This is a genomic window from Rhizobium sp. WYCCWR 11152, from assembly GCF_013087615.1.
GTDB lineage: Bacteria > Pseudomonadota > Alphaproteobacteria > Rhizobiales > Rhizobiaceae > Rhizobium > Rhizobium indicum.
Genome location: NZ_JABFCP010000010.1, coordinates 1 through 24393 on the forward strand (window position 1 = coordinate 1; position 24393 = coordinate 24393).

19 protein-coding genes are annotated in these 24393 nt (G+C 61.2%); 10 read left to right on the forward strand and 9 right to left on the reverse strand.

The features are described from left to right. Nucleotides 1-199: hypothetical protein (locus G9X67_RS34750; protein ID WP_210258946.1), on the forward strand; the 199-nt coding region annotated here is incomplete at its 5' end. A 53-nt stretch (nt 200-252) separates the two neighbouring features. Here the strand turns inward: G9X67_RS34750 and G9X67_RS20215 are convergent. The 5 genes from G9X67_RS20215 to G9X67_RS20235 all read right to left on the reverse strand — a co-directional run bounded on the left by G9X67_RS20215 (nt 253) and on the right by G9X67_RS20235 (nt 5899). Beyond that, on the reverse strand, nt 253-819 hold the full coding sequence (locus G9X67_RS20215) for a sugar transferase (protein ID WP_138333937.1): 567 nt from the start codon (nt 817-819) through the stop codon (nt 253-255). Nucleotides 820-1108: 289 nt separating this feature from the next. Beyond that, nucleotides 1109-2401, reverse strand: a complete 1293-nt coding sequence (gene repC, locus G9X67_RS20220) for a plasmid replication protein RepC (protein ID WP_171599509.1) — start codon at nt 2399-2401, stop codon at nt 1109-1111. Between the two features lie 149 nt (nt 2402-2550). Next, complete coding sequence (gene repB / locus G9X67_RS20225; RefSeq protein ID WP_138333941.1) at nt 2551-3612, reverse strand: plasmid partitioning protein RepB; 1062 nt, start codon at nt 3610-3612, stop codon at nt 2551-2553. Nucleotides 3613-3654: 42 nt separating this feature from the next. Further along, nucleotides 3655-4869 carry a plasmid partitioning protein RepA gene (gene repA / locus G9X67_RS20230; protein ID WP_062941826.1) on the reverse strand — a complete coding sequence of 405 codons (1215 nt, stop codon included), beginning with the start codon at nt 4867-4869 and terminating at the stop codon, nt 3655-3657. A gap of 571 nt (nt 4870-5440) precedes the next feature. Next, on the reverse strand, nt 5441-5899 hold the full coding sequence (locus tag G9X67_RS20235; protein ID WP_062941828.1) for a helix-turn-helix transcriptional regulator: 459 nt from the start codon (nt 5897-5899) through the stop codon (nt 5441-5443). 358 nt (nt 5900-6257) lie between these two features. Between G9X67_RS20235 and G9X67_RS20240 the strand changes: the two genes are divergently transcribed. From G9X67_RS20240 to G9X67_RS20260, 5 genes are all read left to right on the forward strand, one after another. Beyond that, nucleotides 6258-7460, forward strand: coding sequence for an MFS transporter (locus tag G9X67_RS20240; protein WP_138333943.1), 1203 nt, complete (start codon nt 6258-6260; stop codon nt 7458-7460). Between the two features lie 220 nt (nt 7461-7680). Further along, the gene (msuE, locus tag G9X67_RS20245) at nt 7681-8241 is read left to right on the forward strand and encodes an FMN reductase (RefSeq protein WP_138333945.1); all 561 of its coding nucleotides are present in this window, start codon (nt 7681-7683) and stop codon (nt 8239-8241) included. A 244-nt stretch (nt 8242-8485) separates the two neighbouring features. After that, nucleotides 8486-9325 carry a MetQ/NlpA family lipoprotein gene (locus G9X67_RS20250; protein ID WP_138333947.1) on the forward strand — a complete coding sequence of 280 codons (840 nt, stop codon included), beginning with the start codon at nt 8486-8488 and terminating at the stop codon, nt 9323-9325. Between the two features lie 89 nt (nt 9326-9414). After that, complete coding sequence (locus G9X67_RS20255; RefSeq protein ID WP_138333948.1) at nt 9415-10503, forward strand: methionine ABC transporter ATP-binding protein; 1089 nt, start codon at nt 9415-9417, stop codon at nt 10501-10503. Next, nucleotides 10484-11137: a methionine ABC transporter permease gene (locus G9X67_RS20260; protein WP_138333950.1), complete on the forward strand. Its 654-nt coding sequence runs from the start codon at nt 10484-10486 to the stop codon at nt 11135-11137. The genes G9X67_RS20255 and G9X67_RS20260 overlap by 20 nt, the downstream gene beginning before the upstream one ends. Before the next feature lies 1 nt (nt 11138). Here G9X67_RS20260 and G9X67_RS20265 read toward each other — a convergent pair whose 3' ends face one another. Further along, a complete protein-coding gene (locus G9X67_RS20265; RefSeq protein ID WP_138333952.1) occupies nt 11139-12497 on the reverse strand; it encodes an LLM class flavin-dependent oxidoreductase in 1359 nt (452 codons plus the stop codon). A gap of 232 nt (nt 12498-12729) precedes the next feature. On the opposite strand from G9X67_RS20265, the gene scpA reads away from it, so the two are divergent. Continuing rightward, the gene (gene scpA, locus G9X67_RS20270) at nt 12730-14868 is read left to right on the forward strand and encodes a methylmalonyl-CoA mutase (RefSeq protein ID WP_138333954.1); all 2139 of its coding nucleotides are present in this window, start codon (nt 12730-12732) and stop codon (nt 14866-14868) included. 1 nt (nt 14869) lies between these two features. Here the strand turns inward: scpA and G9X67_RS20275 are convergent, their stop codons facing one another. Then, nucleotides 14870-16030 carry a fumarylacetoacetate hydrolase family protein gene (locus G9X67_RS20275; protein WP_138333956.1) on the reverse strand — a complete coding sequence of 387 codons (1161 nt, stop codon included), beginning with the start codon at nt 16028-16030 and terminating at the stop codon, nt 14870-14872. Between the two features lie 368 nt (nt 16031-16398). Between G9X67_RS20275 and G9X67_RS20280 the strand changes: the two genes are divergently transcribed. From G9X67_RS20280 to G9X67_RS20290, 3 genes are read left to right on the forward strand one after another with little or no spacing between them, the layout of a single operon-like run. Then, a complete protein-coding gene (locus G9X67_RS20280) occupies nt 16399-17409 on the forward strand; it encodes a Gfo/Idh/MocA family oxidoreductase (RefSeq protein WP_171599510.1) in 1011 nt (336 codons plus the stop codon). Between the two features lie 10 nt (nt 17410-17419). Next, a complete protein-coding gene (locus G9X67_RS20285) occupies nt 17420-18517 on the forward strand; it encodes a Gfo/Idh/MocA family oxidoreductase (RefSeq protein ID WP_171599511.1) in 1098 nt (365 codons plus the stop codon). Nucleotides 18518-18535: 18 nt separating this feature from the next. Further along, nucleotides 18536-18946: a VOC family protein gene (locus G9X67_RS20290; protein ID WP_171599512.1), complete on the forward strand. Its 411-nt coding sequence runs from the start codon at nt 18536-18538 to the stop codon at nt 18944-18946. Between the two features lie 98 nt (nt 18947-19044). Here G9X67_RS20290 and atzF read toward each other — a convergent pair whose 3' ends face one another. Together atzF and uca are read right to left on the reverse strand one after the other, a co-directional pair. Continuing rightward, nucleotides 19045-20850 (reverse strand): allophanate hydrolase, encoded by a 1806-nt coding sequence (gene atzF, locus G9X67_RS20295; protein ID WP_171599513.1) that lies wholly within the window; start codon nt 20848-20850, stop codon nt 19045-19047. Nucleotide 20851: 1 nt separating this feature from the next. Next, nucleotides 20852-24391, reverse strand: a complete 3540-nt coding sequence (gene uca / locus G9X67_RS20300; protein ID WP_171599514.1) for an urea carboxylase — start codon at nt 24389-24391, stop codon at nt 20852-20854. Nucleotides 24392-24393 lie beyond the last annotated feature (2 nt).

Below are 24393 nucleotides of genomic sequence, written 5' to 3' on the forward strand. Positions count from 1 at the left end.
GGAATCCAGCAGCAATGCCAGAGCGCGTTTGGCAACCCGCGGCATCGCCAGCAGAGGGGCGACGAGCGCTTGCATCGGCATTAAGAACCATCCTGAGCGCGGCGTCTCAGTGGGGGTATTTTCGGGCATTGCTTACCAGCGTCTCGCGGATCAATCAGACAACCACCTTCTTGTCATTTTCTGCAACGAGCGCAACTGAAATAATCGGAAAGTAAGGTCCCCCGCCCCGCTTATCTATCAGAAGTAGGTAGCTTAATGCCTTATTCCCTTGCGGCGGATGACCTTCTCGGCCGTCATAAACAGGATGCTTATGTCGAAGCCGAACGAGCGGCGTTCGAGATATTCGACATCGAATTTTACCTTCTCCGGAATCGGCAATTCGTCCCGGCCATTGATCTGCGCCCATCCCGTCAGTCCGGGCAGGAGCTTGTCGACACCATGGGCCGTCCGCAACTCTATCAGATCATATTGATTGTAGAGTGCCGGCCGCGGGCCGACGAAACTCATCTTCCCCTCGAGAATGCACCAGAGCTGCGGCAGTTCGTCGAGGCTGGATTTGCGCAGAAACGTACCGATCGGTGTCAGAAAGCGATCCGGATCTTCGAGCAGATGCGTGGCAACCGTCGGTGTGTCGACGCGCATGCTGCGAAATTTCGGCATCAGGAAGATCTGATTGAAACGGCCGACACGTTTTGACCAATAGAGGATCGGTCCCGGCGAGGTAAGGCGAACACAAAGAGCGACGACAAGGATTGGAACGAGCAGGATCGCCGCCGCAATCAAAGCCAAGAAAAAGTCCACCGCCCGTTTCAAACCCATGCTCCGCAGTTCTTCCGCTCCACCGGCAATCATCCGCCATTTGTGCTATCGCCTTGCCGTATCGTCAAAAAACGTTTCGCGTCAACTGTCAGGACGTGGTGTTTTCTTCATCAACCGACGTGGTCGCCCACCCACTTGCGAGTGCCCCTTCGTCTCGCAGGTTTTCGTCAAACTCCTAACCCTCTGATCTGACAGTGAGAAGCTTCCAATCAGAAGTTATCTTGGCCTTCGTTTCCGTCACGCTTCGTTAACCATAACAATTTGCGCCAGGAAGACCACGAAGCGAATTTCATCCTGTCTTCCGACTTATCGGCGAATTGGTGCGGGCAAGGGCCATCAGCATCGGTCCGATGGCGAATTCCCCTCTCTCGGCGCGCCGTGTCAGATCGCGCAGGTAACCGCCGGCGGAGGTGATGTGCCCTGCCCTTTCGAGGACGCAGGCCATGACGGTGGCCGCATTTTCAGGTCCCATGATGTCGCAGGCCTGCTCATAGGCCGATGGGCTGACGCCCAGCATCGAACGAACGACCACAGCCGCGGCCATCAGCTCGCGCCACGTGCCGACCGAGCCCTGCGGTCCATAGGCTGCGATTTCCGGGCAGGCCTGCAGCACCAGCCCCAGTGGGAAGGATTTGAGCGCGGCGTTGGCAGCGGGGGCAGAACTTGTGGCCGGCACACGCCCGTTCTCCTCTTCATCTTTCTGTATTCGGACTGTCGGTTCGGCCCGACCCGCCGATCGATCGTCCGCCATTGCGCCCTGCTTCATTTCGGAAGCTGGTTCAAATTCAGTAATGGATTGTGGATTTGAATTCTGTATGTGCCGCTCATAATGTTGGGCATTGCCGCTATGATTTTGAGTTTTAACCTGCATTTCCAACTGATTGGTGATTTCTTCACGCAGCAGCTCCAATTCGTCGAGTGCGGCGGCGACCTGTTCGGCGGAAGGCGACCGTGGCAGCCGCTCGACGACATCGCGAAAATGCAGATGAATCCGGCTCCAATCGCCCGCGGCACCCTCCTCCAATGCCATCTCGATGAGCTTGGCGACATCGCGCCGGCAAAGCGTCAGGCGTTCTCTGAGCCGCTGCAGGTGCAACCGTTCCGCAACCACCTCCGCCGCCAACCGCTCGATCTCCTCAGCGCGCACCAGTAGCGGCGCCAGCGAAAAACCGAATGCCTCGCGGATCTCCCCACCCTGCTCCTTGCGGGCGTAGCGCTTGCCGTTCGGGCTGTCCTTGCGGATCAGCAGCCCGGCCTCGATCAGGCTCGCCAGGTGGCGACGGATCGTCTGCTCCGCCATCCCATGTGCGCGCAGCGAGAGCTGTGCATTGGAAGGGAACACCACGAGCCCGTTTTCCTCAGAGAGCTCCCCCTTGGGATAAAAGCTCAGCAAGGCGTTCAGAATAGCGAGCGCCCGGTCGGTGATGCCGAGCAGCGGCTTGGCCTCGCACAGGGCACGATAGAGTTTCCACTTGTCGATAGATTGGCCGGGCTCGATTTCTCGAGCAGCCGCCTGGCTTGCTAACATGCCAAGCGTCATCGGCCGCCGCCCGAAGGGCGTCGTCACATTTCCGCTTTCCATTTTCTTCGCCTTCTTCAAGGCAAAAGATCGCAGCTCACCAAATTCGGTGCCAAAGACTCTTGACTATGATTCGCGGAAATGTGATTCTCTGGGTGTCTAGATCAGAGAGGGCTTCCGCGACGGCAACGTTCGGGGGCCTTTTCTTTTGCTTATTGATCTCCGTTCTTGGTCAAATCCTGTGTCTTCTCGAACGCCTCGTAGAGGCGATCCAGATTGCTGGCGATGTAGGCTCCAAAGGCAGACGCCTTCTCCGCCTTCTCCGCCTTCAACGCGATGGTGAACTGTTTCCCGTCATCCTTGATCTTCGCCTTGACCGCGCCGTCCTTGCGCTGCCAGGCGTGAGCGGTGGGCTGAAGCGCCGCTATGGATGAGGCCTGTTGTTGCCTCCTGCTGATGAAGGCAACCAGCATATCGAATCGGGCATCCGGCTCCACCGCCTCGAATTCCGCCGATCTGGTGAACTCTATCGCTCGTGCGGCGATGTTTTCGGCCTCGAATTTCACGGACAGATCGTGCCACCGATCACGGCCGGTGGTCTTGGCCGCACCGATCGCGGTCAGGATTTCGGCTGGAATCCGCTTGGTAACGGACAGCATCTTGGAAACCGTCGTCTTGTCGGCGCTGAGCGCGGACATGATCGTTTCCCTGTCGAAGCCCAACGTGTCGAGTTTGTCGGCAAACATCGTCCTCTCGATGAAGGAGAGATCGGCGCGCGCCGAATTCTCCTGGCCCTGCGCAATGACATGGTCGCGATCGTCGAGTTTCTTGACCACGGCGCGGACAGGTCGGCCGAGTTCCTTGGCGGCCCGGGCGCGACGGTGGCCGAAGGCGATCTGATATCGGCCGTCCTTCTCAGGATGCGGCCGGACGAGGATCGGCGAATCCTGACCGCGCAACCGGATCGCCTCGACCAATTCGCGAAACTGTTCGTCGGTATGCGCCAGCCGGTCGGTCACGAAAGAATCTTCGATCAGGGCAGGGTCGAGATCAATCACCGTTTCACCGGTCGCCAGCTTCTCCTCGATCGCTTTGGCCGCATCGGCCTTGGCAGCCAGCGCATCGATACTGCGTGTCACGGCACCGAGAGCGCCGATCCCCTTATAGGTGAGCTGCTGCTTCTCGTCCCTGTGGAGTGGTTCGTCCTCATTGTTTACCGCAGTAAACTTCTTGGAATCGTCCATCAGGCCGGAGAGGAGATTCTTACGCGCCATCAGCCAGCTCCTCGCCCCAGTTTACCGCAGTAAACTTCTCGGTCATTTCCGCCCCCAAGCCTTGTGGATGAGATCGGCGATCTCGGTGTTGACGGAATCCATCGCCTCCATCGCGCGGTCATAGGTCGCGCGGGTAAACTGGTTCCGTTCGACCTCGTAAAGCGTCTGATTGGTCATCGCCGCATCGGAGATCGCGACGCTGCGCAACATCGGATTGGTGAGCACATGGTTCTTGAACATCGAACGCATGAAGGCGACCATTTGCGTCTGCGGCCCGTCCTGCGGATCGTAGCGGGTGACGAGATAACGCAACCAGTCGAGGTTCATGTTGCCGCCGGCACCTTTCAGCGTGTTCAGCACCTCGCCGAGCATCTGCAGGAATTGGCACATCGACATGACGTCGAGCATCTGAGGATGTACGGTGATCAGAACTGCCGTTGCCCCGCAAATGGCGCTCATGGTCAAAAAGCCGAGCTGGGGAGGGCAGTCGATGATGACGACGTCGTAATCGTCGGCGACGGAGGACAGCGCCTCGTCCAGCCGCGCGAAGAAGACGCGTCCATAGTCGCCCGCCTTGCCCTGAGCAAGGACGCGCGGCGTATCGTGCTCGAATTCCATCAGTTCGAGATTGCCCGGCACCAGATGAAGGTTCGGGAAATTCGTCGGACGGATGATCTCTCTCAGCGGACGCCGCTGATCGTCATAACGAATGGCGGCGTAGAGCGTCTCATTTTCGTCGACGTCGAACTCCGGCTGAAAACCGTGGATGGCGGAGAGAGAGGCCTGCGGATCGAGGTCGACGGCAAGGACACGGTGACCCGTCAAGGCAAGATGCTGGGCAAGGTGTGCTGCACTCGTCGTCTTGCCGCTGCCACCTTTGAAGTTGACGACGGCAACGACCTGCAGATGTTCGTTGCCGCGGCGATGACGCATATAATGCGTTCCGGCGCGGGCATTGTGCTCCAAGAAGCTGCGCATCTCTTCCATTTGCTCCGCCGTATAGGATCGACGGCCCGACGGCGTGACCTGGGGAAGGGCGCCTTTGCCTTCCAGCGACAGGTTGCGAAGATAGCCGCTGGTGACACCGAGGAAACGCGCCGCCTCGGCAAGCTGAAATTCCCTCAAACCCTTCAATGCACGCGGCGGAAACATCTCGAGCCGATGCTGCTTCAGCTTATCGGACAGTTCCTGCGCCTGGCCAATAATCAGCTGGTCGACATCAGAAATTGCTTTTTCTATCTGCGGTGCCATATTCATGGAAATCTCGAAAATGCGATTTAAAAGCCCTGGGCGCTGTGAAACCGCATTTAGCGCCGATTCTGGAGGGGTGGCAAGGCAAATAGGGTTAACAAGACCCTACCGCGAGGTTGTCCAATCTTTTTCAAAGGCTTGAACAGGCCGCCCGGTGCCGCTGTCCAGCGTGGCAATCGCGCATTCACTGACCGAATCGCAAGAGCAAGGCTGCACAACCGGCATCATAGCCGATCGGATACTTCGGAAGCGAGATATCGAGCGTGCACGGCTCTTTGAAGTACGTCCGCAATGGGTCCGCAGTGGGCAAGCACCTGGACAGTCAGTAGCTGTTCAGTGCCGCCGTGGCAGAGAACCGTCCTGATATCTGCCTGGGGGAGGGGACACGGCGCTTCTGTCGCGGTCCTGCAGCAGAGCGCCCAGCGCAAGATCCAGGCGATAGGCGGAGAATTCAGCGCCCAGCTCGGCGCCGTCCCTCAGATAGCGATCCGGCAAATGCCAAATCGCAAGCAGACCCTTTCGGGAAATGCCATTGATTGGCCGGTCGGCTCGCCAGGCGCAACGCTGCGATACCCGCCTATTCTCCGAGCGGAAGGGTGATATCCGCTACGGAGGCTCCCAATGTCAGACCTCGACTTTCCGCCTGCGCCATCGCCTTCACCAGCGCGATGACCGTTTCGCGGATATTGCTGTCGGCGATCTTTAGAAAGGCGCGATTGAGCACCAATCCCTCTTTCGTTCGCAGGAATTCAGCGACCGGGTCCATATTCGCGGATAGATCCAGCCCTTGCAGCGTCAACGGCTCGGAATTCTCCTGTTCGAAGAAGAAGCTCGGCGACGTGTGTAGCACCTCGGCGATCCGCTGCAGCCGGCTCGCGCCGATGCGGTTGATGCCCTTCTCGTATTTCTGAACCTGCTGAAAGGTCACGCCGATCTGCTCGGCAAGCCGTTCCTGGCTCATCCCGAGCAACTGCCGGCGCAATCTAATGCGCGCTCCGACATAGCTGTCTATCGCATTCGCTGTCTTGACATTCATCGTGTGTTTTCAGCCTCGATCGCATTTTCAATCGGTGCAGCTGTAGTATCCCCTGCATGGCTTTTCCATGGTTGTTTTCACATAGCCCACTGGATATGTGATCATCGCTGCTGACTGTGATATGAAAGCCCTCGCCCGGAAAGACGTGAAATCACGCAGAAATCACTCGGCGGAAGCGCAAATCGAACAAAAGCCGTACCAATACGGATAAAACTGGGCTGTAATTGCGTCCCGGCTTACGCTAAATGCAGTTCAGCGACCGTCGCACGAGAGTCTTCCCAGCCCCGATCGCCCGAAAATCCATCGAACAAAAGCGACGTGGCATGGCACCGGCCGTGCCTGTGCAGGAGAAGTATTGATGGCAACCGTTGCCGAGAGCCCGCCTCGTTTCGAAAAGACGACGATGTCTATCCTCATGGCGGTCAGCTTCTGCCACATGCTGAACGACATCATGCAGTCGCTGCTCGCCTCGCTTTATCCGCTGTTCAAGGCGAACTACGATCTCGATTTCGTGCAGATCGGTCTCCTCACTATGACTTTCCAGGTCACGGCTTCGCTGCTGCAGCCGCTCGTCGGCATCGTCACCGACCGCTGGCCGATGCCCTATTCGCTGCCGGTCGGTATGGCGAGTACCTTTTGCGGCCTCATTCTGCTCGGCAATGCCGGCAGTTTCACCCTGCTGCTGGTTGCCGCAAGCCTGATCGGCTTCGGCTCGGCGGTCTTCCACCCGGAATCTTCGCGTGTTGCCCGTCTTGCCTCTGGCGGCCGCCACGGTTTCGCGCAATCCTTCTTCCAGGTTGGTGGCAATGCCGGCCAGGCGATCGGCCCGCTGCTTGCCGCCTTCATCGTGCTGCCGCTCGGTCAGCACAGCGTCTCATGGTTCGCCGCCATCGCCATGGTCGGCATGGTCGTGCTGAGCTGGGTCGGCAACTGGTACATCAGCCACAGGCGCCAGAATGCCAGCAAGCCGGCAATAAGCCGGACCCTGCCGCTGCCGCAGAACAGGGTCGTCTGGGCGCTGCTCATCCTCGTGCTGCTGACGGCAACGAAGAATGTCTACATGGCCAGCGTATCGAGCTACTTCACCTTCTATGTCATCGACAAGTTTGCCCTCAGCGTGCAGCAGGCACAGCTGATGCTCTTCCTGTTCCTCGGTTCGGTCGCCGTCGGCACCTTCCTCGGCGGGCCGATCGGTGACCGCTTCGGCGCGCGTTTCGTCATCTGGTTCTCGATCCTCGGCGTCATTCCCTTCGCGCTCCTGCTTCCCTATGCCAACCTCTTCTGGACGGGTGTGCTCAGCGTCGTCATCGGCCTGATCTTCGCTTCGGCCTTCTCTGCAATCGTCGTCTTCGCGCAAGAACTGGTGCCCGGGCGCGTCGGGCTGATTGCCGGGGTCTTCTTCGGCTTCGCATTCGGGGCAGGGGGGCTTGGTGCAGCCCTGCTCGGCAGTTTCGCCGACACCCATGGCATCGATTTCGTCTACCGCATCTGCTCCTACCTGCCGCTGCTCGGTCTCCTCACGGTCTTCCTGCCGCGTATTCCCAAGCAGAAACCAGTTTGACGCGACATCGCTTATGGACAATCGATGGAGCCGGAATGTCACCGACACTCCGGCCCGGTTCATCATGCAGTTTCGCACGTCGCCTTCGCCCATAGGCCCGAACGTATTTTTCTCCTCCTATGGGGAAGAGGGATCACCATTCCTTTAATCCACTATTTTTATAGATAATATTCGTCCCAATAATGACGTCGGTCTCGGCACGATATTGGAAGGAAATGGCATGTCTGCTCACAAATTGGTCGGCCTTGCGGGTAGCTTCAACCGCCCCTCGAAGACATTTGCACTTGTTGAAAACGTTGCCGGTCTCGCCGGTGAGAAATACGGCTTCGACAACACCATCTACGATCTGACCGATGTCGGCCCCTCGCTTGGCCAGGCGCTGCGCCGTGACGATCTCGACAGTCGCGCCAGGGAAGTCATCGACGACATCGTCAATGCCGATGTGCTGGTCATCGGAGCGCCGACCTACAAGGGCAGCTATCCCGGTCTCTTCAAGCATCTGATCGACCTGATCGACCCGCATGAGCTGCGCGCCAAGCCAATCATCATCACTGCGACCGGCGGCGGTGACCGCCATGCGCTGATGGTCGAGCACCAGCTCCGGCCGCTCTTCGGTTTTTTCATGTCTCACACGCTGCCGACCGCGGTTTATGCATCCGACCGCGACTTCACCGATTACCGCGTCTCATCCGATCCACTTTCCAAGCGGATCGGGGAAGTCATCGGCGAGCTCGAGGCCTTCTTTCCCAGCCGGAGTCAGGCACTTATCGCTGCCGAGTGAAGAGCGTCGGGATAGGCTTGAAACGGCGCCACGGAGGCGCCGTTTTCATTTTTGCAACATGCTCACGAGCCGCAATTAATCCACAAAATTGATGGAAATTTATCCTGCCGATATCGATGGCAGGGCAAGAGTTTTTCCGGCCCTCCCTCCACATCAGACATTCGTGCTTCGCTCGCGATCCGCCCATTTGCCATGATCAGCCTGCTCGGGGCGTTCGGCCTCATTCAGTCAGACGGGATATACAATGACCAAGAACAAAAATCTTCACGGCTTCCACCTTTCGCGCCGCGCGGCTCTTGCCGCCGTGGTCGTTTCCGCTGCCGCGCTCTTCGCCTTTGCAGCACCCCACCCTTCCTTTGCCGAGGACAAGTCGATCAAGGTCGGCATCATGGCCGGCGAGGATGAGGATGTGTGGCGTGTCGTCACGAGCGAGGCGGGCAAGAAAGGTCTCAAGATCGAGACCGTCATCTTCAACGATTACACCCAGCCGAATGAAGCGCTGGAGCGCGGCGAAATCGATGCCAACGCTTTCCAGCACCAGCCCTATCTCGACAACCAGATCCAGCAGCACGGCTATCACATCGTTCGCGTCGGTTATACCGGGGTCTGGCCGATCGGCCTTTACACCAAGAAACACAAGTCCGTCGCAGAGATCCCGGAAGGTGCCGTCATCGGCGTGCCGAACGATCCCTCGAACGAAGGCCGTGCGCTGCGCGTTCTCCAGAATGAAGGCCTGATCAAACTGAAGGACGGCACCGGTATTCTCGCGACCGTCGCCGACGTCACCGACAATCCGAAGAAGATCGAGATCAAGGAACTCGACGCCGGCATCGTCGGCCGTTCGATCGACGATCTGGATGCCGGTATCGTCAACACCGACTGGGCGTTGAAAAGCGGTCTTTCGCCGGCCGAACGCATTGCCCAAGAGCCGATCGCCGACAATCCGTACCGCAACTTCATCGCCGTCAAGGACGACAACAAGGATGCCGAATGGGTCAAGACGCTTGTTTCTTCTTATCAGAACGACACCGTGAAGGCCGAGTTCGAAAAGGTCTATAAGGGAACGGGTCTCAGCGCCTATTGATCCGAGGCAGGGCTGGGGTTAAGGCCTGCCGAGAGGCGGTCCGGGCGTTCTCTGCCCGGACCGCCTTCAGTATTTGTAAGGAAAACCACATGAATTCCCTTGTTTCCACCACGGCGATCGAGGCACAGTCTCAAGCGGCGGCTTCCGAAGAGGTGGTGAGACTGACCGACGTGAAGCGACGGTTCGGAACCACTGCAGCCCTCGACGGCATTTCGCTGACGGTGAAGAGAGGCGAGATCCTTGGCATCATCGGCCGCAGCGGCGCCGGCAAATCGACGCTGATCCGCTGCCTGAACGGCCTGGAGCGCGCCGATAGCGGCGAGATCCTCATCGAAGGCCGAGACATCACCGGACTTTCAGAACAGGACCTGCAGCCGCTGCGCCGCCGCATCGGCATGATCTTTCAGCATTTCAATCTGCTTTCTGCCAAAACCGTCGAGGAAAACGTCGCGCTGCCCCTGAAGATCGAGGGTCTTGCAAAGGGCGAGCGCCTGAAACGAGCGCATGAGCTGCTCGAACTCGTCGGCCTTGCAGACAAGGCGAAGGCTTATCCCGCATCGCTGTCCGGCGGCCAGAAACAACGCGTCGGCATCGCCCGGGCGCTGGCGGCACGCCCGGCACTGCTGTTGTCCGACGAGGCGACATCGGCGCTCGATCCGGAAACGACCCGGTCGATCCTGGCATTGCTGAAAGACATAAACCGTAAGCTCGGACTGACCATTCTGCTCATCACCCACGAGATGGAAGTGGTCCGCGGCATTGCCGATCGCGTCGCGGTCATCGATGCCGGGCGGATCGTCGAGGAAGGGCAGGTCTGGTCGGTCTTCGCCAATCCGCAGGCTGATATCACCGGGAGCCTGCTCGGCGGCATCCGCCCGCAGCTTCCTGAACATATCGCCGGTCGGCTGTCGGCGACGGCCGGCAGGGAGGTCATTCTCAGCGTCGATCTCGCCGGGCCGCAGGCGCAGGGCGCGCTGTTTGCCGAACTCTCGGCGGCATTGCCGCATTGCTTCCGCCTCGTCCATGGCGGCATCGACCATATCCAGAACCAGCCGGTGGCGCGGTTCTTCATCGCCGTTCCCGCACGCGACCCCGCGCTTGCCGGAAAGGTCGAAAAATTCCTGACGGCCCGGTCCGCCCGGGTGGAGGTGCTTGGTTATGACACCGATCATGCTTGAACTGCTTATTCGCTCCCTTTGGGAGACGATCCTGATGACCCTCGCCTCGGGATTGATCTCGCTCGTCGCCGGCCTGCCATTCGGCCTTGCACTGGTCGCGACGGCGCGCGGTGGCATCGCCGAAAACCTCTGGATCAATCGCGTGCTCGGCGCAGTCATCAACGGCTTTCGCTCAGTGCCTTTCATCATCCTGCTGGTAGCGCTGATCCCGCTGACGCGGCTGATCGTCGGCACCGCGCTCGGCACCTGGGCGGCCATCGTGCCGCTCGCCATCGCCGCAACGCCCTATTACGCCCGTATCGCCGAAGTATCGCTGCGCGAGGTCGACCGCGGGCTGATCGACGCCGTGCGCGCCATGGGCGGCAATCGCTGGACGATCATCCGCGAGGTGCTGGTGCCTGAAGCGCTGCCAGGCATCGTCGCCGGTTTCACCGTCACGCTGGTGACGCTGATCGGCGCCTCGGCCATGGCGGGCGCGATCGGCGCCGGCGGCCTCGGCGATCTCGCCATCCGCTACGGCTATCAGCGTTTCGAAACCAGTGTGATGATCGCGGTGGTGGCCGTCCTCATCGTGCTCGTCTGCGGCATCCAGTGGCTTGGCGACCGGCTGGTTGCCGGGCTGGACCACCGATAAGTCAGCGCCGGAACTGGGCGGCGGGGTGAGCGGCGGGCAACCTGCCGTTCCCGCCGCCGAAAAGCTTCTGCCGCAAGGGTCCTGCAGCATAGTCCGCCTTGAAGACGCCGCGCTCCTGCAGCACCGGCACCACCAGGTCGACGAAATCGCGCAGGCTTTCCGGCGCCACTGTTCGCGCCAGATTGAAGCCGTCGATGCCACCCTCTTCTATCCATGTCGCGAGATGATCGGCGATCTGTTCCGGCGAACCCACTATCGGCCTCATCCGGCTGCCGAGCACCATCTGGTCGATGATGACACGCAGCGTCACTGGCTTTGGCGCCTGTTTCGTGATGGCCGCAAGTGCCGATTGATTGGCGTTGGTCGAGCTCTGGTCGATGACGTCGTCCAATCCATACTTCGAAAAGTCGATGCCTGTCGAAGCGGAGTAATGCGCAAGCGAAGCCTCGACGCTCGCATGGCGGCGATAGTCCTCCAGCTTGTCCCGTGCTTCCTTCTCCGTCCGCCCGACGACGACGGTGATCAGGCTGAGGATCTTCAATGCGTCGGCGCCGCGGCCGAATTCCGTCGCCTTCGCCCGCAGCGCATCGACAGTCGGCTTGGCCGCCTTGGGATTCGGCCCGGCAATGAAGACGCATTCGGCGTGGCGTGCGGCGAAATCCTGCCCGCGTGCCGAGGCGCCGGCCTGGAAGAGCAGGGGCGTGCGCTGCGGCGAGGGCTCGGAGAGATGGATGCCTTCCATCCGGTAATATTTGCCGTCGTAACCGACAGAGCGCACTTTGGAGGGATCGGCATAGACGCCGCCCGCCTTGTCGCGCACCACCGCATCGTCGTCCCAGCTCCCTTCCCAGAGCTTGTAGAGAATTTCGAGATATTCTTCGGCTGCGTCGTAACGCGCATCATGTTCCGGCAGCTTGTCGAAACCCATGCTGCGAGCCGCACTGTCGAGATAACCGGTGACGATGTTCCAGCCGATCCGTCCCTTGGTCAGGTGGTCGAGGGTCGACATCCGCCGCGCCAGCAGGAAGGGTGGCTCATAGGTGGTGTTGACGGTCACGCCGAAACCCAGATGTTTCGTCACATAGGCCATCGCCGAAATCGGGATCATCGGATCATTGACCGGGATCTGCGCGCCCGTCTCAATCACCGGCGAAGGGCTATCCCTGTAGACATCGTAGACACCGACGATGTCGGCCAGGAAAATGCCGTCCAGCTTGCCGCGTTCCGCGGTCTTGGCAAACTCCGTCCAGTAGTCGAGATCGGTATAGTGCGCTGAGCGGTCGCGCGGATGCGTCCACAGACCGTGGTTGATGTGCCCGACGCAGTTCATGTCGAAGGCATAGATCTGCATTGTCTTCATGAGGCGGGTCCCAAAGTCGGCAATAGAAATCAAGGATTTGCCGCATTAATTATCCAAAAGCATGATGCCGAAAAGTGTGAGCGGTTTTCGGACGACATCATGCTCTAACTATATAATGTAGAATAGGATTCAGATTTTAGCCGGCTCGGCCTAAAATCATCCTGTTCGGGCTCTATCGCACGAGGAGCCTGTGAAATGGTAGGGTGGGGATGAAAAAAGCCGGAGGAAACGCATGACGAAGAAGACGCTGTCGGATTGGGCGGAACTTGCGCAAAAGGAACTGCGCACCTCGCCCGAGAAGCTGACCTGGCAGACGCCGGAAGGCATTGCCGTCAAGCCGCTCTATACGGCCGAGGATCTCGACGGCGCCGGGCACCTTGGTTCGCTTCCCGGCTTTTCGCCTTTCACCCGCGGGCCCCGCGCGACGATGTATGCCGGCCGGCCTTGGACGATCCGCCAATATGCCGGCTTCTCCACGGCAGAAGAATCGAACGCCTTTTATCGCCGCAATCTCGCCGCCGGCCAGAAGGGCCTGTCGGTCGCCTTCGATCTTGCCACCCACCGCGGTTATGACAGCGATCATCCGCGCGTCGAGGGCGATGTCGGCAAGGCGGGTGTGGCAATCGACAGCGTCGAGGACATGAAGATCCTGTTCGACGGCATTCCACTCGGCGAAATGTCGGTGTCGATGACCATGAACGGCGCCGTCATCCCGATCCTTGCCTCCTTCATCGTGGCCGGCGAGGAGCAGGGCGTTCCACGAGCCGACCTTTCGGGGACCATCCAGAACGACATCCTCAAGGAGTTCATGGTCCGCAACACCTATATCTATCCGCCCGAACCCTCGATGCGGATCGTTGCCGACATCATCGAATATACGGCCAAGGAGATGCCAAAATTCAATTCGATCTCGATCTCCGGCTATCACATGCAAGAGGCCGGCGCGACGCTGGTGCAGGAACTTGCCTTCACGTTGGCCGACGGTCGCGAATATGTCAGGGCGGCGATTGCCAAGGGCCTAAATGTCGATGATTTCGCCGGCAGGCTCTCCTTCTTCTTCGCGATCGGCATGAACTTCTTCATGGAGGCGGCAAAGCTTCGCGCCGCCCGGCTGCTCTGGACCCGCATCATGGAGGAATTCCAGCCGAAGAAGACCTCTTCGCTGATGCTGCGCACCCATTGCCAGACCTCCGGCGTCTCGCTGCAGGAACAGGACCCCTATAACAACATCATCCGCACCGCTTTCGAGGCGATGTCGGCCGTGCTCGGCGGCACGCAGTCGCTGCATACCAACTCCTTCGACGAGGCAATCGCGCTGCCGACGGAATTTTCCGCCCGCATCGCCCGCAACACGCAGCTGATCCTGAGCCACGAAACCGGCGTCACCAAGGTGGTCGATCCGCTGGCGGGCTCCTATTACGTCGAGAGCCTGACGAAGGAGCTTGCCGACAAAGCCTGGGCGCTGATCGAGGAGGTGGAAGCTCTCGGCGGCATGACGAAGGCCGTCAATGACGGCCTGCCAAAGCGGCTGATCGAGGAAGCGGCCGCGCGCCGCCAGGCAGCCGTCGACAAGGGCGAGGAGGTCATCGTCGGCGTCAACCGCTACAGGCTCGACAACGAACAGCCGATCGACATTCTGGAGATCGACAATAGCGCGGTGCGCAAAGCGCAGATCAGACGTATCGAGGAAACCAAGAGGCGGCGCGATGGCCGAGCCGCGCGCGACACGCTGGCGGCCCTGGCCGAGATCGCACAGAGCGGCAAGGGCAATCTGCTCGAAGCCGCCATTGAGGCGGCGCGGGCCCGCGCCACGGTCGGCGAGATATCGGATGCGATGCGCGATGCCTTCGGCGATCATGCCGCCACGCCTGTGGTGATCAAGGGCGTCTATGGCCAAGCGTATGAAAATGAGCCGGAACTCGCCGTGCTCAAGACTCGCATGACCGAGGTGACGGAAGCCATGGGGCACCGGCCGAAGATCATGGTCGCCAAGCTCGGCCAGGACGGACACGACCGAGGCGCCAAGGTGATCGCCTCGGCCTTCGGCGATATCGGCTTCGATGTGCTCGCCGGTCCCCTTTTCCAGACACCGGAGGAAGCCGCCGGCGTCGCGCTCAGCGAAAAGGTCAATGTCGTCGGCGTCTCGTCATTGGCGGCCGGTCACAGGACGCTGCTACCGCAGTTGATCGACAGGCTGAGGGAACAGGGCGGTGGTGATATCATCGTCGTCTGCGGCGGTGTCATCCCGCGCCAGGACTATGAATTCCTGCATGAACACGGCGTCGCAGCCGTGTTTGGCCCGGGGACAAACGTTCTCGAGGCGGCAAACTCCGTTCTCGACCTGCTGCAGGGCAGGCGACGGAATCAGTAATTTAGAGAAGACCGCGCTTTGCCAGATTGCTCATCAGCGCCGAAATACCGAAGGTCCAGGGCGGGCATTCGGTGGAGAGCCGCACGGTGTTGACGAGCGCACCGAGGCCTGCCGAGGAAATCTCGACGACATCGCCGATCTTGTGGGTGAAGCCTTGCTTCGGCGCGTCCCGGTCCTGCGTCGGCGCAAACAGCGTGCCGAGGAAAAGCATGAAACCATCGGGATATTGATGATGGGCGCCGACCGTCTGTTTGACGAGATCGGTTGGATCGCGGCTGATCTGCGACATCGAACTCTTGCCGTGCATCACGAAGCCGTCCTCGCCTGACACCTTCAGGTCGAGTTCGGCCTTGCGGACGTCATCCAGGCTGTAGCCGGCATCGAACAGGCGGATGAAAGGACCGATCGAGCAGGAGGCGTTGTTGTCCTTGGCCTTGCCGAGCAGCAGTGCCGAACGGCCCTCGACATCGCGCAGGTTGACGTCGTTGCCGAGTGTCGCCCCCTTGATCTCGCCGCGGCTGTTGACCGCAAGCACGATTTCCGGCTCCGGATTGTTCCAGGTCGAGATCGGATGCAGGCCGACATCGGCACCCCAGCCGACGGAGGAGAGCACCGGCGCCTTGGTGAAGACTTCGGCATCAGGCCCGATGCCGACCTCGAGATATTGCGACCACATGCCCTCGTCGATCAATGCCTGCTTGACCTTGGCGGCCTCCGGCGAACCGGCCTTCAGATTGGTGAGGCTGCCGCCGATCAGCGTGCTGACACGCTCGCGGATCGAGGCGGCGCGTTCCGGACTGCCGGCGGCCTTCTCCTCGATGACGCGCTCGATCATCGACTGCGCAAAGGTAACGCCGCAGGCCTTGACTGCCTGCAGGTCGACGGGCGCAAGGAGATAAGGGCGCGTTTGATCCGGAGCTCCGGTACTGTTGGCGGCGATGTCCGCCAGCGAGCCAACCGCCTTGCCACTTGCTGCGCGGACAAAGCCGGCGGCATCTGACCTCTCCAGGAGAGCGCTCAGCGTCGGCGCCTCGCGCGACGTGATGTCGACCAGCATACCCTCGCGTAACATCACAATGCTCGGTCCCTGCACTTCGGGATTCCAGATGCGACCGACAAAAAGACCATCCGAAGCGGCGACATCGAGCAGAGGTTGAGACATGGTGATCTTCCGTCACAGGCGAGCGGGGAGCGCTCTTTAAAAACATTGCGGGGTGTTGCCGCCCTCCAGCCCGGCGGCAGCCGAAATCGATCACATTCACGGAGACGGGGCAAGATGCGTCGGGGAAAAAGACTTTCGCCTGATCGGCTCGGGCGGCGGGCTTCCTCTGGAATCCAATTGCAAAAGCCCACAAAATAACTATTTAGATACAAAATAACTGTTGAATTTCAAATATTTAAATACAGGCCGCGACGATTTTGCCCTCCATCTCGCCTTGACAGGAGCCGGCTTTCGTTATCTGTTTTGCCCAACATGGAGGAGGCTGGCATCGGCCGGCCGCACGAAAATCCCAGGAGGATATTGCAGCAATGTTGAGATTTGCCGTCGTCGGAATCGACCATGGGCATACGTTCGATCACGTGAAGGGATTGCTTGCTTCAGGCGGCGAGTTCGTCGGCTATTGCCCGCAGACCTCGGTGCCGGCACTGCGCGAGGCCTTTGAGAAGACCTATCCTGACGCGCCGCAGATCGATCGGGAAAAGCTGTTCGACGATCCGTCGATCGATGTCATCTGCATTTCCGCAATCCCCCGCGACCGCGCCGGACTTGCCATCCGCGCGATGAGATCGGGCAAGGATGTGATGACCGACAAGCCTGGCGTGACGACCTTCGCCCAGCTCGAGGAGGTCAGGCGCACCGTTGCCGAGACCGGCAAGATCTTCTCGATCTGCTTTTCCGAGCGCCACTGCGTGCGCTCCGCCGTCAAGGCCGGCAAGCTCGTCGCCGAAGGCGCAATCGGCAAGGTGATCCAGACGCTCGGCGTCGGCCCGCACCGGCTGCAGCTGCCAACCCGGCCGGACTGGTTCTTCGATCCCGAAGCCTTCGGCGGCATCATCGTCGATATCGCCTCGCACCAGGTCGACCAGTTCCTGTTCTATACCGGCTCGACCACAGGTGAGGTCATTGCAAGCTCGATCGGCAATTTCGGCATGCCCGACAAGCCCGCCTTCGAGGATTTCGGCGAGGTGCTTCTGCGTTCCGACAAGGCGGCGGGCTATGTCCGTGTCGACTGGTTCACGCCGGAGGCGCTGCCGACCTGGGGCGACGGGCGCCTGACCATTCTCGGCACCGAAGGCTACATCGAACTGCGCAAATATATCGATATCGCCGGCCGGCCGGGCAAGGATCACCTCTTCCTGGTCAATGGCAAGGAAATGACCCATATCGATTGCAGCGGCGAAAAGCTCGATTATTTCGACGCTTTCACCGCCGACGTCGGCAACCGCACGCAGACGGCGATGACCCAGGATCACGTTTTTGAAGTCTGCCGTCTTTCGCTCGAAGCCCAGGCGAAAGCCGCGCGCATCGGCGCTCGCTGAGGAGGATATCATGACCAGGAAATTGCGCGTCGGCGTCATCGGCGCAGGCATCGCTGCGCGGCATCTGGCCGGCTTCGGTTGGAACAAGGAGCTTTTCGAAGTTCCCGTGCTCTGCTCGCTCGATGAGGAGCGCGGCAGAGCGCTGTGCGAGGAGTACGGCATTGGCGAATACACGCAGGATGCGGATTCGCTGTTTGCCCGCGACGATCTCGACATCATCGACATTTCGACGCCGCCGAGTTCGCATTTCGAACTGTGCCGCAAGGGCATCGAGTCTGGCAAGCACGTGATCTGCGAGAAGCCGCTCTTCGGCTCGATCGCCGAGGTCGACGAGATGGGGCGCATCCTTGCCCGCTTCCCCAGCAAGAAGCTGATGCCGATCTTCCAGTATCGCTATGGTTCCGGCCTGCAGAAGCTGAAGCTGCTGATCGAACGCGGCCTGGCCGGCAAGCCGTTCCTGACCACGATCGAAACCCATTGGTGGCGCGGGCCGGATTATTATGCCGTGCCGTGGCGCGGCAAATGGGCGAGCGAACTCGGCGGTGGCCTTCTCGGCCACGCCATCCACGCCCATGACATGCTGAACTATGTGCACGGCCCTTGCGCCGAGGTGTTTTCCTATGGGGCGACGCTGGTCAATCCGATCGAGGTCGAGGATACGGCAGCCCTTTCGGTGAAGATGCAGAATGGCTCGCTGGCGACGCTGTCGATGACGTTGGGTTCGCGCAAGGAGATCTCGCGGTTGCGCTTCTGCTTCAACGACCTCGTCGCCGAAAGCATCATCGAACCCTATACGATGGGCCGTGATCCGTGGACGTTCACCGCCGGGACAGAGGAACATCAGGCGCGGATCGACGAAGTGCTCGCCGCCTATGTGCCTGGCGAGGATGGCTACACCCGTCAGTTCGAGCTCTTCCATAAGGCGATCGTCGAAGACACCGACCCACCGGTGACGCTGCAGGATGCCCGCAATTCGCTGGAACTGGTAACGGCCGCTTATTTCTCGCAGCGAACCGGACAACCGACGCCGATGCCGATCGCCGCCGATCATCCGCTCTATCGCTCCTGGCTTCCGGCAGGGGAATGGCGGGCTGCGGCCACCGTCTGAATCGGGAAGGGCTCTCCGATGCTGAAATCCTTCGAGCATGTCGGCATGACGGTCAGCGACATGGACCGCACCGTCGATTTCTACTGTGGCCTGCTCGGCCTCAGCCTCGTGCTGCGCAAGACGATGGCGAATGGCATGCAAGTCGCGTTCCTCGATGCAGGCGGCGGCATGCTGGAGGTCTTTGCGCCGCCCGGCGGCGCGTCGAGAGCAGTCGACGTGCCTGACGATACGGCCGGCGTCCGCCACCTCACCCTTCATTTCGACAATGTCGACGAGACCTTCGTCCGCCTCGAACTGGCGGGCGTCGAGATCAAGGAGCGGCCGCGCTTTGCCGTCCACTCCGAGATGCTGAACAAGATCGCCTTCGTTCGCGATCCCGACGGCATTATCGTCGAACTTGCCGAACGCTCTCAGAACCGCCAGGGCTGACACAGGTGTTGCCGATCGCTTCGCTGCGGGCGGCCAGACCGTCCCGCAGCAGATCGATCAGGCGCCAGACGAGTTTTGCCGCCATGTTAGGCCTCCTCTCAGCTCGCCAGCTTGGCGCTGATATAGTTGCGCCAGCCGCCAAGTGCGGTGATTTCCTCGGCACCTTTCACCGCATGCGCCTCGCAGACGAAGCCAGAGACGCTGGGACCGTCTTCGAGCGTCAGCTTACCGATGCCGAGGGGTGCCGGAATCTTCTGGACGAACCTGCCGAAAGCATCGGCCGGCAGTGCCCAGACCTCGACCTCCAGTCCCTGACCCTTGTGGCCGGGCTCGCGCAGCAGCCCGGGTTTCGGCGGCGTGGTATTGGGTAAGACGAAGAGGCGATAATCGCCGGCCGTGCGGCAGGTCTTGACCAGACGCCCGCCTGCGCCTGCCAGTTCGTGATTGAGCGGCATGCCGGTCAGATGCGCACCGACGACCGCAATTTCGATAAAACCGTCATCGCCGGGCACAACACGGCTTGCTTCGGGGATCGCAGCCTGCCGGTCGATGCCCATGCCGGAGCTTGCCGCGCGGTGCAGCGCGTCGGCAAGCGGCGCCAGCGCATCGTCGGTGAAGGCAGGTGCGATGACGGTAACGCCGCCCGGTAAGCCACCTTTTCCGAAGCCGGCCGGAACGGCGATCGCTGCGCAATCGAGCAGGTTGACGAAATTGGTGTAGCGGCCGAGGCGACCGTTCAGCACGACGGGATTGGCCAGCATATCCGCAACGGTGTAAGTGGTCGGTGCAGTCGGCAGCAGAAGCACGTCGGCCTTTTCCCATTCGGCCTCGGTCTTGCGACGCAATTCTTCCAGCCGGTATCGGCCGTTGAAAGCCTCGACCGCGGTCTTACCCTTGGCGCCCTCGATAATCCCTCTGACCGTCGGGTCGAAATCGGCCGCGTTGGTGGCAAGGAAGGTCTCGACCGCCGCCAGGCGTTCGGCGACCCACGGCCCGTCATAGAGAAGCGCGGCCGCCTCGCGGAATGGCGCGTAATCGAAAGGCACGATGGTCGCACCGAGCGCTTTGGCCCGTTCGATCGCCTGGTCGTAGAGCGCCTCCACCTCCTTGTCGCCGAAGAACTCCCGCTCGGCGTCGGTCAGGACGCCGATACGCAACCCCGATACCGGCAGGTTGGCCGGTTTGGCGCGACGGGAGAAAGGATCGGCAGCGTCGAAACCCTCGGCGACCTTGCGGATCGCGACGCCGTCGCCGACGGTCGCGGCAAAGATCGTGATGCAGTCGACGCTCCTGCAGGCCGGCATAGCGCCAGTATTCGGCAGAAGACCCGGCGTCGGCTTGATGCCGACCAGATTGTTGAAGGCGGCGGGCACGCGGCCGGAACCCGCCGTATCCGTGCCGAGCGCGAAGGCGGCAAGGCCGGAGGCGACCGCGACTGATGATCCGGAGCTCGAACCGCCTGAGATATAGGCTGCATCGAAGACCGAACGCGGCGCGCCATAGGGCGAGCGCGTGCCGTTGAGGCCGGTCGCGAATTGGTCGAGATTGGTCTTGCCGATGATGATGGCGCCAGCCGCCTTCAACCGGGCAACGACGGTGGAGTCGGCTTCCGGCCGATACGCATAGGCCGGGCAGGCAGCGGTCGTCGGCAGGCCGGCGGCATCGATATTGTCTTTGACGGCGAAGGGAACGCCCCAGAGCGGCAGGCTGTTTGCTTCAGGCGCGCGTGCCATCAAAGCTTTCGCGGCGGCGCGCAGCTCTTCATCCGGCACCGGCGTGATGAAGATTGCCGGATCTTTCGAGGCGGCGCGGCGGGCGATCACCTCTTCGATGGCGTCGAGCGGCGTCAGGCCGGATTGATAGGCGGCGCGAAGGCTTGAGAGATCGAGGATGGTCGGCAGCATGTCAGCATTCCTCCAGAACGACGATGATATCGCCGGCTTTGACGTTTCTTCCCGGCCCGGCACGCAGGTCGCGGACGCGGCCTGCCGCATGGGCGGTGACGTTGATTTCCATCTTCATCGATTCGATGATGGCGAGTGTATCGCCGGCCGCAACCGAGGCACCCGGCTCGACCAGCAATTTCCAGATATTGCCGGGCACGGCGCTGGCAACACCGAAGCAGCCGTCGGGAATATCCCCATCCGGACTTTCGCCCGTGCCTTCATCGGTGACGAAGCTGTCGAGCCCGGCTTCCTTCCAGCGCTGGCGCTCAGTATCGAAGGCGGCCTGCTGCGTTGCCTTGAAGCGACCGATCGACGCTGCGTTCGCCTGCAATTCTCTCTCATAGGCAGCATAGGAGAATTCCGTCTCCTCGATCCGGATCGGATAGCCGCCGTGCGGGAAGGCGGCGCGCGCCTCCGTCAACTCCTGATTACTAACAGGGAAGAAACGGATCTGGTCAAAGAAGTTCAGCAGCCAGGGCTTGCCCCTGGCGAAGGCCGGTGTCTCCCGCCATGTGTTCCAGACCTGGATGGTGCGGCCGAAGAGCTGGTAGCCGCCCGGTCCTTCCATGCCGTAGATGCACATATAGGCGCCGCCGATGCCGACGGCGTTCTCAGGCGTCCAGGTGCGGGCGGGATTATACTTCGTCGTCACGAGGCGATGGCGTGGATCAACAGGGGTCGCAACCGGCGCGCCAAGATAGACATCGCCGAGACCGAGCACCAGATAGCTGGCATCGAAGACGATATCGCGAACGGCCTGTTCGTCGGGAAGGCCGTTGATGCGGCGGATGAACTCGATATTCGACGGGCACCAGGGCGCATTCGGGCGCACGAGCTCCTGATATTTGCGCATCGCAAGCTCCGCATCCGGATCGTTCCAGGAAAGCGGCAGATGCACGATGCGGCTCGGCACCGTGACCTCCTGGGCTGCCGGAAGCGTCGCCTCGATCTCGGAAAGCAGTCCCAGCAGGCGCCGGCGCGTCAGCTGCGTGCCGTCATAATGAATCTGCAGCGAGCGGATACCGGGGGTGAGGTCGACGACGCCGGGCAGGCGGGCCTCGACAACGGCCTGCATCAGCAGATGCACCCGCAGCCGAAGCGCGATATCGAGCGCCATCCGCCCATATTCGACGAGCAGATTGTCGTCGCCCTGGCGGCGATAGACGACAGAAACCGGGCCATCCTCGCTGGTGCCGAGGATCGGCGAACCCGTCTCTTCCGCGACCCGCCGCACCGCCGGGCCGGCGATCGGGTCTTCCGGCCGCACTACTGCATGAAAACGGATGCGGTCGCCGGGCTTGAACTGGCCCATCTTCCACTGCTCGTCGCGGGCGATCACTGCAGGGCAAACGAAGCCGCCAAGGCTCGGACCGTCGGGGCCGAGAATGATCGGCATATCGCCGGTGAAATCGATCGCCCCGATCGCATAGGCATTATCGTGCAGGTTGGAGGGGTGCAGCCCCGCCTCACCGCCGTCGCTACGTGCCCAAACCGGGGCGGGACCGATGAGGCGAACGCCGGTGCGGGCGCTGTTGAAATGCACCTCGTAAGCCGTCGAAAACAGCGTCTCGATATCCCCATCCTGAAAGAAATCGGGAGCCCCGTGCGGGCCATAGACGACGCCGACATCCCATTCGCGCGTCAAGACGGCTGCCTCCGTCGCTGGTCTCACCGGTTCGGCCGGTACTTGGCGGGCAAAGTGCAGCACATGCCCTGTCTTCAGGGTGCCGGTGGCGTTGCCGCCGAACTGACCAAGACCGAAAGTCGCCCGCGAGCCGAGCACAACGGGAGCGGCAAAACCACCGGCGACGGCGAGATAGGCGCGTTGTCCCGGTCCTTCGATCGTACCGATCGACAGAACCTGACCGGCACGGATCAATACCGGGGTGTCATGCGGCAATTTTACGCCGTCGCATGTCATCGCCATCCGGGCGCCGGCAAGCGCGATCGTCTGGTCGGCATAAAACCGCAATGTCGGGCCGGAAACCGTCAATTCGAGCGCAGCCGTCACGTCGGCATTGCCGACCAACCGGTTGGCATGGCGGAAGGAGCGCTCGTCCATCGGCCCGCTCGGCGGCACGCCGACATGCCAGAGGCCGAGCCGGCCCGGCAGTTCCTGAATGCTTGACTGCGCGCCAGGCGCGAGAACCTCGACGACATCCGGAATGAAGGCGAAGTCGCGCAGCGCCGTCGTTGCCACCTTGGCGCCGGCAAGCAATTCGGAAGCGGCGATCGTTCTCAAATAATCGAGATTGGTCTCGATGCCTGATATCGACGTTTCGGCGAGTGCTGCCTTCAGCATCTCGATCGCCGCCGGCCGGTCTTCCGCCGCCACGATCAGCTTGGCAAGCATCGGATCGTAGAAGGGCGTCACCTCGGTTCCCGTCTCGATCCAGCCGTCGACGCGGGCGCTTTCCGGAAAAATGACTTCGGTCAAAAGGCCGGCACTCGGGCGAAAATCGGCATGCGGCATCTCGGCATAGATCCGCATCTCGATCGCCGCACCCTTCGGCGTCAGGGCCTTAGCACCCGAGAGCACGTCCTCGCCGGCCGCCTGCCGGATCATCCATTCGACGAGGTCGATGCCGAAGACGGCTTCTGTGACGGGATGCTCGACCTGAAGGCGGGTATTGACCTCGAGGAAATAGAATTCCTCGCGCTGGGGGTCATAGATGAATTCGACAGTGCCGGCCGATTCATAGGAGACCGAGCTTCCCAAATCGACCGCCGCCTTGTGCAGGCGCGCCCTTGTCTCCGCGGAAAGGCCAGGCGCAGGCGTCTCCTCGACGACCTTCTGGTTCCGCCGCTGCAGCGAGCAGTCACGTTCGCCGAGCGCAATCACTCCGCCCTTGCCGTCGCCGAAGATCTGCACCTCGACATGGCGCGCTTCAGCAACGAAACGCTCGATGTAAACGCGCGCATCCCCGAAGCTGGCGCGCGCGGTCCGCTGCACGCTTTCGAAGGAAGCCTTGAGGCCGGCCGCATCGGCGCAGAGCTGCATGCCGATGCCGCCGCCGCCGGCTGTGGTTTTCAACATGACGGGATAACCGACGGTCTCGGCAGCCGAAAGCGCCTCGTCAACACTCTGCAAGAGATCGGTTCCGGGCAGCAGCGGCACGCCGCTCGCTTTCGCCAATTCGCGCGCCGTATGCTTCAGGCCGAAGGCCGATAGATGCTCCGGCCGCGGGCCGATGAAGGCGATGCCTTCAGCGGCGAGCCGCTCGGCAAAACCGATATTCTCCGAGAGGAAGCCGTAGCCTGGATGCACGGCCTCAGCGCCCGTCGCCTTGCAGGCAGCAATGACGGCATCGACGTCAAGATAACTTTCGGAAGCAGGCGCCGGGCCGAGGCGGACGGCCTCATCAGCGGTCAGCGCCGGCTTCGAGAAGCGATCGGCATCGGAATAGACGGCGACCGAGGCAATGCCCATCCTCTTCAATGTGCGGATGACGCGGACGGCGATCTCGCCGCGATTGGCGATAAGAACCTTGGTGAACATCG